The organism is Streptomyces sp. HP-A2021 (assembly GCF_022807935.1).
Classification (GTDB): Bacteria; Actinomycetota; Actinomycetes; order Streptomycetales; family Streptomycetaceae; genus Streptomyces; species Streptomyces afghaniensis.
The window spans coordinates 6,407,588-6,419,965 of record NZ_CP094344.1 but is presented as its reverse complement, the minus strand read 5'-3'; the positions used below and the strand labels follow the sequence as shown (position 1 = coordinate 6,419,965).

Here is a 12,378-nt window from a genome sequence, read left to right as displayed (position 1 = left end):
ATCTCTTCTAGGTCACTTCTTCACGCGAACGGTCTTGGTGGACCGGGTCTCGAGCGTCATCTCGTCGGCCTCTTCGACCTTCGCCTTCAGTCGCACAGTACCGGTCGCGGCATCGACCACGTCCACCACCTTCGCAAGCAGTTTCGCAGTATCGGCGTTCCCGGAGGCACTCGCGAGCTGAACAGCCCGGCCCAGTTTGGCCGTTGCTCCATCCATATCTCCCGACTTACGGAGATCCAGCCCTTGTTGGATGACTTGCGCCAGTTCCGCCTGCCCGGTGTAGTGGGCGACCTGAGGGTTGATCGACGTCGAGGCGACCATGTCGTCCGTCCACACGGCACGGACCAGGCCCTGCGCGCCGAGGTTCTGGACGGTGCCGTCGGGCTGCGGAATGACCAGCGAGATCCGGGCCGCCAGCATCTCCTGCCCGATGTTCGCGGCCGGGACCTCGACGCAGACGTGGTAGTCACGGGACTCGTCACCCCAGGAACCCAGGGGGTAGTCGCCCGCCCGGGGGCCCGCCTCGGTGCGCCGGCCGGTCAGTTCCTCGACCGTGGGCGCGACCTGCTTGACGAACTTCACAGTGGTGTCGACCGGGGTCCACAGCCGCAGGGAGACGTCCGCGACCTCCTTGCCCATCGCCGTCTCCATCATCTGCGTGAAGTCGGCGGCGAGCCCGGCCGGATCGGCGACGATGTCGGCGGTGCCGAGCAGGGCGGAGGCGATCCCTGTGACTTCTTTCACTTCCCAGTCGGTGCCCACGCCGCGCGCGTCACAGGTGAAGCGCCCCGCGCACGCGTCGAGCGCGGCCTTCAGGTCCTGGGGCGACTCGTGTTCGTTGCGGCCGTCGGTGAGCAGGATGCCGTGCCGGATGGCGACGTCCGCGGAGGACAGCAGGCGGTCGGCCAGTTTCAGCCAGGTGCCGATGGCCGTGCCGCCGCCCGCGCTGAGCGAGCGCAGCGCCCGTTTGGCCTGCTCGCGGGTGGTGGCGTCGGCGACCGCGAGGTTCCCGCCGCCCGGGTAGACCTCCTTGGCCACGTGCGTGCCGCCGATCACGGCGAAGTGCACGCCGTCGCGCAGGGTGTCGATCGCGGCGGCCGTGGCGTCGCGGGCGTTGCGCATCTTGGTCGCCGGGTAGTCCATCGACCCGGAGCAGTCGACCATGATCGCCACGGCGGCGGACGGGCTCTGGCCGGGCGAGAAGAGGTGGGGTGCCGAGACCGCGCTGCCGATCGTGCCGCCGCCGGTCGCCGTCACCGTGACGATGGCGTTGACCTCACCGGCGCCCTCCGGCAGGTACTCGTTCTGATACACGTCCACCGAGAACTGGGGCACGTTCGACTTCGAGAAATTGGCCATGCCTGCTTCGATCCCCCTCGAAAGCCCCCACCGGAGCGGGGTGATGACGGTAGGCGGACCGGTCCCCTCCGGTCCGCTGAGCCGCCCCCGTAACGCGGCCTCAGGCCGATCCTGCCCCCTGGGAGACGGCCGGGAACGGCACGAGGGCCACTGTTACGTTGTCGTGGCCCCCGCCGTCCAGGGCGTGGCCGACGAGCACCCGGGCGCTGTGCAGCGGATGCGCGGCTGCGTCGAGCGGGACGACCCTGGCCATCTCGTCGGCCGCCTCCGCGTAGTTCCACAGGCCGTCCGTGCAGACCACGACCACGCCGGGCCGGTCGGGCTTGAACGCGGCGGTGTGCGGTTCCAGTTCGTAGGCGTCCGCGCCGAGCCAGCCGGTGATCGCGTGGGCGCGCTCGTCGGCGTAGGCCTCGGCCTCGCTCATCAGGCCCGCGGCGACCATCTGCGCCGCCCACGAGTCGTCCTCGGTGAGCCGGGCGGGGGGTGCGCTCCGGTCGACCGGGACCCAGTAGGCGCGGCTGTCGCCGACCCAGCCGACGATCAGCAGGCCGGATGTGACGACGGCGCCGACGATGGTGCACGCGGGGGCGTTCTGGTGCGGGGCGTGCTCGCGGGCCGTGGCGGGTTCCGCGGCCAGTGAGTTGACCGCGCGCGAGGCGGCGATGATCGCGTCGTGCATCGCCTGCTGCGGGTGCGTGCCGCGCGGCAGGGCGGCCAGCAGTGCCTCGCTCGCCGCCTTCGACGCCGCCATCGAGGCGTCGTCGGGGCGGGTCGCCGAGGAGACGCCGTCGCAGACGATCGCCACGGAGGCGGGTGAGCCGTCCGGCAGCGCGGTGCTGCCGATGGCGAACGCGTCCTCGTTGCGGTGGTGGCGCAGGCCGCGGTCGCTGACCGCGGCCACCGGGCCGGACTCCTGCTCCATGTGGTCCCGTTCGCGCGGCTGGGCGTGGCCGCAGTTCTCGCAGTAGCCGTCGTCGTCCACGCGGCCGGCCCGGCAGGCCACGCAGACCTTGCCGCCGGCGCCCGCGGCCTGCGCCGCCGGGTCGGCGGACACCCGTGGGTCCGGTGCCTGGAGGAGGTACTCGTCGGGCTGCTGTGCCTGGTAGGTCTCGGACTGTGCCGGATATTCCGCGGGCTGTGGCGCGAAGCCGCCGGGCGGGGCCGGGTGCTCCTCGGCCTGGGGCGGATGGTCGAAGCGGACCCCCGCGGCCGGCGGGGCACCGGGGGGCGGGGGTGCGTCCGGTCCCGGGGCGGGCCAGGCCGCGCCGGCGGGTGGCACCGACGGCGGCTCGGGATACGCACCGGCCGGTACGCCCTGCGCGGGCACCGAGCCGTTCATGGTGATGGTCGGGTTGTCCTGAGGCCGTGCCGGCACGGCGGACAGGTCGTATCCGCACGCGCCGCAGAAACGGTCACCCGATTCGAGGGGTTCCTCGCAACTCGGGCAGGCGGACAACTGGGGCATCTGCGACATCAACTACACCCACGTCCGGGGGCGGTAACGATTGGCACGTTCCACCAGGTCGATCCTCTCCTCGCCGCCCCGCGCCAGCCGGGCCAGCGTGCGGTACGAGCGCTCCAGGCCGAAACGCAGGCCCCGCTCGTCCAGGCCGCTGCCGAGCAGCGTCCGTCCTCCGGCGGCGGGAGGGGCGGAACCCTGGCCCCCGGAGAGTACCCAGTCCAGCGCGCAGCCGAGGACTTCGGCCGACAACTGCTCGCGGCGCGCCGGATCCAGACCGTAGGCGTCCAGGGCCTCGACCTGCGCCGCTGCGGCCGTGAGGTCCGCCAGGAACGGTACGTCGGACGCGGTCGCCGTGCGCTGCCGAAGCCGCGCCCGGACGGCGGCCACGCGCGCGGCCGTGTAGTGGATGGAGGACTCCGGGACCGACTCCAGCGTCCGTACGGCGCTGCGCCGGTCCCCCGTCGCCAACTGCACGCGGGCCAGCCCGAACGCGGCGCTCACATAGCTCGGGTCGGTCGACCACACCAGCCGGTAGTACTCGGCGGCGTTGTCGAGCTGGCCCAGTACCTCCGCGCACAGGCCCAGCGCCAGCTTGGGCGCGATCTCGCCGGGGAAGGCGTCGTAGATCGCGTCGAAGGCGAGTGCGGCGCCCTCGTCGTCGCCCGTCACCAGCGCGGCCACGCCCCGGTACCAGACCACCCGCCAGTCGTCGGGCCGCTCCCCCTCCAGTCTGGCCAGCGCCTCCAGCGCGGCGGCCGGATCGCCGGTCTCCAGCCAGGCCCGGATCTGCCGCAGCTGCGTCTCGATCGACGGGGCCGGAGCGGCCGCGAGGGCGCCGAGCAGTTCGGCCGGGGCGGAGGTCATCAGGCCCGCCAGGAAACCGGCGTTGGGGTCGGACGGGTCGACGCGCGGGACGGGCAGGGCGAGGGCGGCGGCGGGGGTGTCGACGGCTTTGACGAGGCTGTGCGGGGCGGGGAGGCCCTGCGCGCCGCCGGGGCCCGGCCCTGTCGCGGCTCCTCCGGGCCCGGCGGCGAGCCGGGCGGCGTGGGGCTGGGAGGGGACGGCGGGCAGCGCCGCCGCCGTCGCGGAGTTGCGCCGCTTGCGCACCACCCTCGCCCCGAGCCGGGACACCTCACCGTCCAGCTTCGGGAACAACTCAGTGTCCGTGACCCGCAGCTCGGGCCCGAACAGTGTGGAGAGGGCGGGCCGGGCGCGGCCCGACTGGAGGGAGACGACCTCCCGCAGGACGCCCGTCAGCTGCTCGGTCATCTCCTGCGCGGAGGCGAACCGGCGGGCCGGGTCGGGGTCCGTGGCGCGGACCAGGAGGCGGTAGAACGACTCGTACTGCCGGAACACCTCGATGTTGTCCGGGTCCGGCAGGGAGTCGACGTAGACGTTCGTGTACCCCTGGAAGTCGAAGGTCAGGACGGCGAGGGTGCGGGCGACGGTGTAGAGGTCGCTCGCCACCGACGGGCCGGCCTCGGCGACCTCCGGCGCCTGGTACCCGACCGTGCCGTAGATGGCCGACTCCTCGTCGTCCATCCTGCGCACCGCGCCCATGTCGATCAGCTTGAGCTGGTCCTCGGTCTGGATCGCGTTGTCGACCTTGAAGTCGCAGTAGAGCAGGTTGCGGCTGTGCAGATGGCCGAGCGCCTCCAGGGCCTCCAGCCCGTACGCGCAGGCCTGCTCCACCGGCAGCGGGTCGCGCCTGCCGTGCGGGGTGCGGCGGGCGTTGGCGATCTCCTTCAGCGACTTGCCGCCGACGTACTCCATGACGATGTAGCCGTCGAGGGAGCCCGTGCGCTGGTCCAGGTGCTCGACGAAGTTGTAGATCCGCACGATGTTGGCGTGCTCGATCTCCGCGAGGAAGCGCCGCTCGGAGATCGCCGCGGCCATCGCGTCCTGGTCGCCGGTGTCCAGCAGGCCCTTGAGGACCACCCAGCGGTCGGAGACGGCCCGGTCGACGGCCAGGTAGACCCAGCCCAGGCCGCCGTGCGCGAGGCAGCCGACCACCTCGTACTGGCCGTGCACGACGTCCCCGGCCTTCAGCTTCGGCACGAACGAGTACGGATGGCCGCACTTGGTGCAGAAGCCTTCCGTACGCCCCGGCCGGTCGCCGCGGGCGCGGCCCACCTGGGCGCCGCAGTCGGAGCGCGAGCAGAACCGCTTCCGCTCGGGCACTTCCGGGTTGTCCAGGACCATTTCGCGCGGGTCGGGCCGCGGGATCGGCGGCACCTGGACCAGCCCGGCGCCCAGCCGGCCCCGGGAGGAGGAACCGGCGGCCGAGCCGGAGCTGCGCACCGACACCGAGCGGCCCGTCGCCTTGCCCGACAGGGAGCGCGAGAGGCGTCCCGACACCGAGCGGCGGGACTTCGACGACTGGGACGACGTACGGGAACTGCGGGAGCTGCCGCTGCGCCCCGAGCCGCCCGAGCCGTGTGAGCCGCCCTTGCCGCCGGCGGTGATGCCGGTGGGGGGCGATCCGACCATGCCTCCCTCAGAGGGGGGACCCCCAGCGGCGACGACCGGGGCGAGGCCGCAGGTGTCGCAGTACAGTTCGCCGCCGCCCACGTCCTCGTAGCTGCCGCCGCAGGCGGGGCGCTGGCAGGTGCGCTGCGGCTCGCCCCGTGTTCCGCCCGGTGCCTGGCCCGGTGACTGGCTCGGCGGTTCGTTCGGTGGCTGGTTCGGTGCCTGACTCACGGACTCCCCCTTGTCGCTCATGCGCCGGGCCCCCTCCGGTCGTCCTCCGGCACGCCCTGGTCCGGCACCCGCGGGCCGCCGAGCAGTTCCGCCGCTGCCTGCTGGTAGCGCAGCACGGCCTGTTCGGCGGCGCGCAGGTCGCAGGGGGCGCTCCACAACATGCGGCGGGCCTTCTCGTACCGCTCCACCAGCAGCGTGTCCTCGGCGAAGCCGTGCCGGGCGACCTTCGCCTTGTACGCGTCGAGTCGGCCGCGCAGTTCGGCGCGGACCGCCAGGGGCGCCGTGACCGCGGTCAACGACTCGCGGGCGCGCAGCAGTTCGTCCTCCGCCTTCTGCTCCAGCGACTCCAGGAGCGGGGACAGGCGGTGCCACTGGGCCTGTCTGCGGTACTCCGCGGCCGCCGCCAGCTGCTCCTGCAACGCGGTCGGCGGTCCGCTGACGACCGGCACCTCCGTCGCCGCGATCTTCGCGAGGACCTCGCCGCGGGCGGTGCGCGCCTCGGCGAGCGTACGGTCCGCGCGGCTGAGGACGTCCCGCAGCCGGACGATCCGCATCTCGGCGTCCTGCCGCACCGTCAGAACCGCGTCGATCTCCCGGCGTACGTCCTCCAGGGCGCGCGCCTCCCGGTCGTACACCGTCGTGTCCGGTCTGCCGCCGCCCGGAGCCGAACTGCCCTCCGCGGCCAGCCAGAACGCCAGCGGGTCCGACACCACCTGCTCGCGCAGCTTCGTGAGCGTGCGGGTGATGCGCTCCAGGTCGTCGCCCGCCGGGTGCTCGCCGGGGCGCACCCCGACCGAGTGCGCCAGCCGGCGGGTGCGCTGGAGCTCGGCCGCCAGCAGGTCGATCCGGGCCGGCAGCGCCGACCAGACGGCGTCGGCCGCGACGACCATGTCCAGGCTCGTCGCGTACAGCTCGTTCATCCGGTCGACGAGGGTGGCGAGCGAGTAGCGTTCGCTGAGTTTGCTCCCCGTGCCGTGCAGGGTCGGGGCGTTGGCCGTCGCCGTGGCGCTGCCCGCGACCGTGACCGACTCGCCGTTCAGCAGCTCCGTCAGCTCCACCAGGTCCTCGCGGCTGGACCAGCGGCGGCGGGAGCGGATCTCCCGGGCGGTGCGCAGGGCGTCCGTGTACGCGTCGAAGTACGTCCACAGCAACGTGATCGACGCCTCCGTGGACGTCCAGCGCTCCTGGGTGACGCCGGTGAGCTCGGCGCCCTCCAGGAGTCTGCGGCCCGCGTGGTCCTGGAGGGCGAGGAGCGAGGTCTCGATCGCCTCGTGCTCCGCGCCGAGCCGCGCCAGCGCACGGTCCACCTCGTCCCGGTCCATCACCGGCCCGGTGGATCCCGTGACGCCCATCGATCACCTCTCGCTGCGGTTGTGCCGGTTGGGGGGTCGGTGCGGTTGTCAGGTCGTGCGCAGGTACTGCGGTGCCGGTGGTTCCGACTTCTCCGGATTCTTGCCCAGTGTCGCCGACAGCCATTTGCCGTACGACGCCTGCCAGCCGGTGGCGGTGTCCTTGCGGTAGTCCACCAGGATCTGGTTGACCCGGCGTACCAGATCGTCGGCGTCCTCCTTCATCGCCACGCCGTAGTACTCGGCAGTGAAGGCATCGCCCTTGAGCTCGACCGTCGGATCCTGTGCCGCCTGGCTCGCGGCGAGCGCGCCGTCGGTGACCACCGCGTCGGCCTCGCCGAGCTGGAGCCTGACCAGGCAGTCGAGTTGGTTCGGGACGGTCTTGGAGATGTCGGTGGTGGCGGGGAGTTTGCCGCTCTTCTTGTCCGCCTCCAGCGTGGAGTACGCCGTGGAGCCCGTGGCCGTGCAGACCCGCTTGCCGGCGAGCGTGTCGTCGTAGCCCTTGACGGGCGAGGACTTGGGGGCCAGGACCTGCTGTCCCGTCTTGAAGTACGGCGCGGAGAAGGCGACGTCCTCGATGCGCTCACAGTTGATCGTCATCGTGCGGACGACCATGTCCACGCGGCCGTCCCGGATCGCCGGAATGCGCTCGTTGGTGGGGATCGCCTTGAACTGGACCGCGTTCCGGTCACCGAGTATGTCCTCGGCGATGCGGTGGACCAGGTCGATGTCGAAGCCCTCCAGCTCCCCGCGCTTGCCGCTGTTGGGGTCGCGGTAGCCCCAGCGGTAGCTGTTCTGGTCGACACCGACGATCAGCTTGCGCTTCCCGCCCTGGCGGTTCTTGATCGCCTGGATGGTGTCGCCGTCGGCGGAGGAGGGCGACAGGGTCTGCTTCTCGGGGGCCTCGCAGTCCTCTGCTGCCTTCTCGGCCTTGACCCGGGCCGACTGGGCGACGGCCTGGCCGTCCACGGTCCTCGGCCCGGACAGCGGGACGCACAGTGCGAAGACGGCCACCAGGGCACAGACGACCGCCATCGCGGCCACCCCGCCCCAGCCCTTCAGACTGGCCCGCAGACGTCGTGCTCGCATGGTCGCGCCCCCTTTCACCCGTGTCCCGTTCATCGGTACTCCGACAGCCTGCGGCCGATGCCGAGCACCGCGCCCGCCGCGCCCAGCACCGCGAGGACGGCCGCGCCCGCCGACAGGCCCGTCAGGGCGTCCCGGCCGTCATCGGCCGCGCGCTTGAACTCGGTTTCCTCGTGCGCGAGTGCCGTGCGCAGGTTCGCGTCGACGCTGTCGAAGCACTCGCCGGTCGTCGTCCCGGTGCCGATGACCTTGTCCAGCGCCTGCTGGTAGTTGCCGTTCTCGTCCTGCTCGCGGGCCGCGGTGTGGCGCTTCTTCCACTCCGTCATGTTGCCCACGGCGGCGGTGACGGGGGTTTCGCCCGATGCGTCGTCGGCGAGCTTCTCCGCGGCCGCCAGGTGTTTGCCCAGGGCGCTCATGTCCGTGCGGAAGTCGTAGTCGTAGGCGTCGAAGGTCTCTTGGCCGACCTTCTTCGTCTCGGCGCCGCGGGCCACCAGGGTCAGGTTCTCGTTGCCCCGTGCCTTGAGGGAGGCGATACGGGCGTCGTGCAACACGTTCAGGGAGCGGACGCCGTGGTCGTAGGAGTCGTTCAGCCCCGCGCGGGCGACGCTGTGGCCGACGACCAGCCACAGGAGGACCACGGTCGCGGTGGCCGTGGCGGCGACCAGGCCGTGGTTCAGAACGCGGTTCGTGCGCTGGTAGTTGCGGTGCTGGGCCCAGGCGAGGACGGTCAGGGCGAGGACGCCCAGGGCGATGGCGGCCCAGGGATAGGGCGTGGCGTCCGCGTAGTCCGCGCGCAGGCGCTGGTTCTCCTTCTTGTACAGCTCCTCCGCTGCCGGGAGCATCTGCTCCTGCATCTTCTCGTTGGCGTAGCGGAGGTAGGCGCCGCCGACCGGGAAGCCCTGGCGGTTGTACGTGCGGGCGCGCTCGACCAGGCCCTTGTACTCCGGGAGGAGTCTGTTGAGCTTGGCGATGGTCGCCGCGGACGGGGAGTCCGGGTCCGAGTTGGCGGCGGCGTTGACGAGTTTCTCCGCGGCCGTGCGGATGTCCTTCTCGTAGCGGTCGCGGGAGGCGGCCGACTCCTGACCGCCGGCGAGGAAGCCGCTGGAGGCAGCGGTGTTGGCGTCCGCGAGGGAGCGGTAGATGTCGGCCGCGTCCGAGCTGAGGGGCTGACTGCTGGTGAGGACGTCGTCGGCAGCGGCCGCGCGGTCGGTCATCTGCCAGGCGGTGACGGCGCCGAAGGCGACGACGAGGAGTGCGAGAAGGGCGCCGATGATACGGAGGCGGCCGGGCTCTGTGGTGGCGGCGGCGCGGAGTTGGTCCAGTCCCTCGGCGAAGGCGGTACGGCGGGGCTGGGGTTCCGCAGGGCCGTGAGGGGCTTGGGCCGGTGGCCTCGGTGGCGCCTGTGCTGGTTGGGCCGGTACCGCCGGGAGGGTGGGCAGGCCCGGGCCTGTTGGTGGTGTGCTGCTCGTCGGCAGGTGTGTCACTGTGACCTCCCCCGTGGTCATCCGTCGCCGCAAGTATCCCTTCCGGCACTGACATCCGCACCGCCCTTGCCACGATCTTGATCTGATCGCAGCGCGAGGCACCACCCCTTGCCCGGATACACGTCGGGGGGATCGGTTCGGTTCCCGTCGGGAATGCGCGTGGCTACTCAACGTAGCGGCGAAACCCTTGCGCCAACGCCTTGAAGCCGCACGCTTCGTAGAAACTGTGGACGTACTCGTCGTCCGCCGCCAGCAACTGCACCTTGTAGCAGCCGGCCGACTCGCCCAGCCGCACGGCCGCGTCCATCAGCCGACGCCCGACGCCCCGCCGCTGGAAGCAGCCGGCCACCACCACGTTCTCCACGAACAGGATGGCCCGACCGCCGCGGGTGAGGTTCGGCATCACGATGCAGTCCGCCGTCCCGGCCACGACACCGTCGGCCTCGGCGACCAGGACGGTCCGCCCCTGCTGCCCGGATATCGCCGCCCAGACGGCTTCCGCGGACGCCCGGGGCAACGGCGCGTCGTCCGGGTTCAGTTCGCCGTAGAGGCCGAGCAGCACCGCCAGATCCGCCTGGACCGCCGCCCGTACCGTGATCTTCATGGGGTGAGCGTAGCGAGGGCCTGCCCTGGCAGTGGCCTTCCGCGGAGCATGACCGTCAGTCCCCCGTCGGTGTCTCCCTGCCGCGGAGCACGATCAGGGTCGTTCCGCCGATCAGGACCAGGGTGATGGCGATGCCGGCGATGAGGGGGGTGACGCCCGAGCTGCCGGTTTCGGCGAGGTTGGTGTCCGTCGCCGTGCCGCCCACCGAGGCCGGGCTCGGTTCGCTGAGGGTCTGCGTGGCCGTGCCCGTCTCGCTGCCCTGGGTCCGGCAGTCCAGCATGCCGCTGAATCGCTGGGTGAAGCCGCCCGGGCCGTGGATCGTGAAGTCGTACGCCTGGTCCTCCTGGAGCGGAACCGTCACCGTCCGGGACTCGCCCGCGGCGATGGTGTGCTCCAAGCCCTGCAGTTCGAACGTGAACGGCTCGTCGCCCTTGTTGGACGCGATGATGTCCACGCCGCCCTCGGCGCAGTTCTTCGCCGCCGACAGTGCCGGGATCGCGCCCTTCTTCGCCCAGGTCGCCCCCGCCGTCGCCGACACCGTCGACTCGCTGGAACCGGCCAGGATCTGCGTCTGGCTCCGGCTCTCGGAGGCGAAGGCACGGCCGACCGGCACGGTCGTCGAGGCCTGCACGGTCAGCTCCGCCATGCCGGCCGCCGCGTCCTCGGGCACCTCGAAGAACACCTGCCCGCCGTCCGACGTGGACGTCACGGCCTTGCCCTGCTTGTCGACGATCCGGACCCCGCTCGTGGCGGCGTCCGCGGGTGGGCTCACCGTCACGCTGCCGGCGTTCGTGTGCACCGTCACCGGGCCCAGCCGCTCCCCCGGCCGGCCGGAGACCGCCGGCGGATCGAGAGTGAGCGAGGCCCGGGGCTCGGGCCGGCTCCGCGCGTTCTTCTCCAGGTAGTCCGCGAGCTGCTCGGCCTGCGGGTCGAGGGCGTCGACGGCCACGTCGTCCGAGTAACGCCAGATCGCCACCTGTGTGCCGGCCGCCGCGTCCTGCTCGGTCAGCGCGCCGCGGACGCCCGCCTTCCGTGCCAGCGCCGCGAGGTCGTTCACCTGCGGGTAGGAGTTCTGAAGGATCCAGCGGATCCGGCCGGCGTCCTTGTTGGCGCCCAGAGACGTGCCGCTCCAGGGCGTCTCGTGGTACTTGGCGTCCCGCTGCGTCGGATTGTGCAGGTCGACGCAGTACGTCTGGAGCATGCCGCCGCCCTCGACGGACATCTCGAACAGGCCCGCCGACACCTGCTGTTCCCCGGTGGCGCCGTGTATCACCGCGGTGCCGTACGTCTTGAGCCCGGCTGTCGTCGCGGTCGCTCCGCCCTGACTCCGCGTCGTCTCCTCGGCGGTCGCCTGGCCGGCACCGGCCAGCACGCCCGCGGCGACGAGCCCGGACACGAGCGTCGCGGCACCGAGGCGGGCAGCCCCTCGCCTGCGTACGAACACCGCAGAGAACGAAGCAAACACCAAATTCCCCTTCGAGCAGGACCCGTCGACGTGGGGGGGTACGGTCCCACCTGCAGAATCACAAGCCTCACAGGCCGCAAGAGCCCCGAGAGCCATGCCCGGCATCCTAGGTACGCGGCGGACGCCGCTCGCCGGTGAGACGGTCGGAGGAGTGATCCGACTCGGAATCGTTATCGCCAAGACCCCTTGTGAGCAGGGCTTATCGACAAGTCCACCCCCGATTTTTCGGTGCGCACTCGCCGATAAGCCGCACTTCGGGCCAGGCGGGCGGGTGATTGACGTCACGTCAATGCGACTGGTTCCGGAGGCTGTTGAGCGGGAGCGCCCGTCGGCACCGACGAACCCTCCTGCGGTGTCTCCCAGTTGGGTTCCGGCTGTGCCGGTGCCGGCGCCGCCTCAGGTTTGCCTCCGCGGCGGAACGCCGAGGTGCCCCAGGCCAGGTCGTGCCCGATCGCTACCGCGTCGATGTCCGCCGAGGTCCAGCTCTGCCCCTCGCGCACGTCGGTCCGTACCTTCAGCCTGCCCTGGACGATCACGGGCTCGCCGACCGTCAGTGACGCCGCCGTGTTGGTGGCGAGCTGGCGGTTGGCCCACACCGTGAAGAAGTTGGTGTGCCCGTCCGTCCACATGTTCTTCTCGCGGTCCCAGTAGCGCGCGGTCACCGCCAGCCGGAACCTCGCCGACGGGCCGGACGCCATCTCCCGGTACACCGGCTGTGTCGCCACCCTGCCGACCGCGCAGACCATCGTCTCGTTCATCGCGAACCCCTCCCTCGCCCGGACTGCGACACCGGGCCGACATGCGTACGGGCCCGTCCCGTACGGCTGTGTCTGCCAGACTGCCGCCGCCGGGCCGAGCCCGCTGAGCGC

The 12,378-nt window shown here is 71.9% G+C and carries 9 protein-coding genes; all 9 read right to left on the bottom strand.

Annotated features, from left to right (window positions below; translation table 11 throughout):
* Nucleotides 1-12: 12 nt before the first annotated feature.
* The 9 genes from MQE23_RS29055 to MQE23_RS29015 all read right to left on the bottom strand — a co-directional run bounded on the left by MQE23_RS29055 (nt 13) and on the right by MQE23_RS29015 (nt 12,267).
* A complete protein-coding gene (locus tag MQE23_RS29055; protein WP_020274449.1) occupies nt 13-1,359 on the bottom strand; it encodes a VWA domain-containing protein in 1,347 nt (448 codons plus the stop codon).
* A gap of 100 nt (nt 1,360-1,459) precedes the next feature.
* Nucleotides 1,460-2,833 carry a PP2C family serine/threonine-protein phosphatase gene (locus MQE23_RS29050; protein WP_243380693.1) on the bottom strand — a complete coding sequence of 458 codons (1,374 nt, stop codon included), beginning with the start codon at nt 2,831-2,833 and terminating at the stop codon, nt 1,460-1,462.
* Between the two features lie 3 nt (nt 2,834-2,836).
* Nucleotides 2,837-5,392 carry a serine/threonine-protein kinase gene (locus MQE23_RS29045; protein WP_243382796.1) on the bottom strand — a complete coding sequence of 852 codons (2,556 nt, stop codon included), beginning with the start codon at nt 5,390-5,392 and terminating at the stop codon, nt 2,837-2,839.
* 146 nt (nt 5,393-5,538) lie between these two features.
* The gene (locus MQE23_RS29040) at nt 5,539-6,873 is read right to left on the bottom strand and encodes a hypothetical protein (protein WP_020274453.1); all 1,335 of its coding nucleotides are present in this window, start codon (nt 6,871-6,873) and stop codon (nt 5,539-5,541) included.
* Nucleotides 6,874-6,921: 48 nt separating this feature from the next.
* On the bottom strand, nt 6,922-7,959 hold the full coding sequence (locus MQE23_RS29035; protein WP_020274454.1) for a glutamate ABC transporter substrate-binding protein: 1,038 nt from the start codon (nt 7,957-7,959) through the stop codon (nt 6,922-6,924).
* A 29-nt stretch (nt 7,960-7,988) separates the two neighbouring features.
* Complete coding sequence (locus tag MQE23_RS29030) at nt 7,989-9,440, bottom strand: hypothetical protein (protein WP_243380691.1); 1,452 nt, start codon at nt 9,438-9,440, stop codon at nt 7,989-7,991.
* A 163-nt stretch (nt 9,441-9,603) separates the two neighbouring features.
* Nucleotides 9,604-10,044, bottom strand: coding sequence for a GNAT family N-acetyltransferase (locus MQE23_RS29025; RefSeq protein ID WP_020274456.1), 441 nt, complete (start codon nt 10,042-10,044; stop codon nt 9,604-9,606).
* Nucleotides 10,045-10,099: 55 nt separating this feature from the next.
* Nucleotides 10,100-11,509 carry a Cys-Gln thioester bond-forming surface protein gene (locus tag MQE23_RS29020; protein ID WP_243380690.1) on the bottom strand — a complete coding sequence of 470 codons (1,410 nt, stop codon included), beginning with the start codon at nt 11,507-11,509 and terminating at the stop codon, nt 10,100-10,102.
* Nucleotides 11,510-11,790: 281 nt separating this feature from the next.
* Nucleotides 11,791-12,267 carry a single-stranded DNA-binding protein gene (locus tag MQE23_RS29015; RefSeq protein ID WP_020274458.1) on the bottom strand — a complete coding sequence of 159 codons (477 nt, stop codon included), beginning with the start codon at nt 12,265-12,267 and terminating at the stop codon, nt 11,791-11,793.
* Nucleotides 12,268-12,378: the final 111 nt, after the last annotated feature.

Coding starts and splice junctions, on each gene's coding strand:
- MQE23_RS29025 (WP_020274456.1), bottom strand. CDS start 10,044: ATGAAGATCACGGTACGGGCGGCGGTCCAGGCGGATCTGGCGGTGCTG.
- MQE23_RS29040 (WP_020274453.1), bottom strand. CDS start 6,873: ATGGGCGTCACGGGATCCACCGGGCCGGTGATGGACCGGGACGAGGTG.
- MQE23_RS29050 (WP_243380693.1), bottom strand. CDS start 2,833: ATGTCGCAGATGCCCCAGTTGTCCGCCTGCCCGAGTTGCGAGGAACCC.
- MQE23_RS29055 (WP_020274449.1), bottom strand. CDS start 1,359: ATGGCCAATTTCTCGAAGTCGAACGTGCCCCAGTTCTCGGTGGACGTG.
- MQE23_RS29035 (WP_020274454.1), bottom strand. CDS start 7,959: ATGCGAGCACGACGTCTGCGGGCCAGTCTGAAGGGCTGGGGCGGGGTG.
- MQE23_RS29015 (WP_020274458.1), bottom strand. CDS start 12,267: ATGAACGAGACGATGGTCTGCGCGGTCGGCAGGGTGGCGACACAGCCG.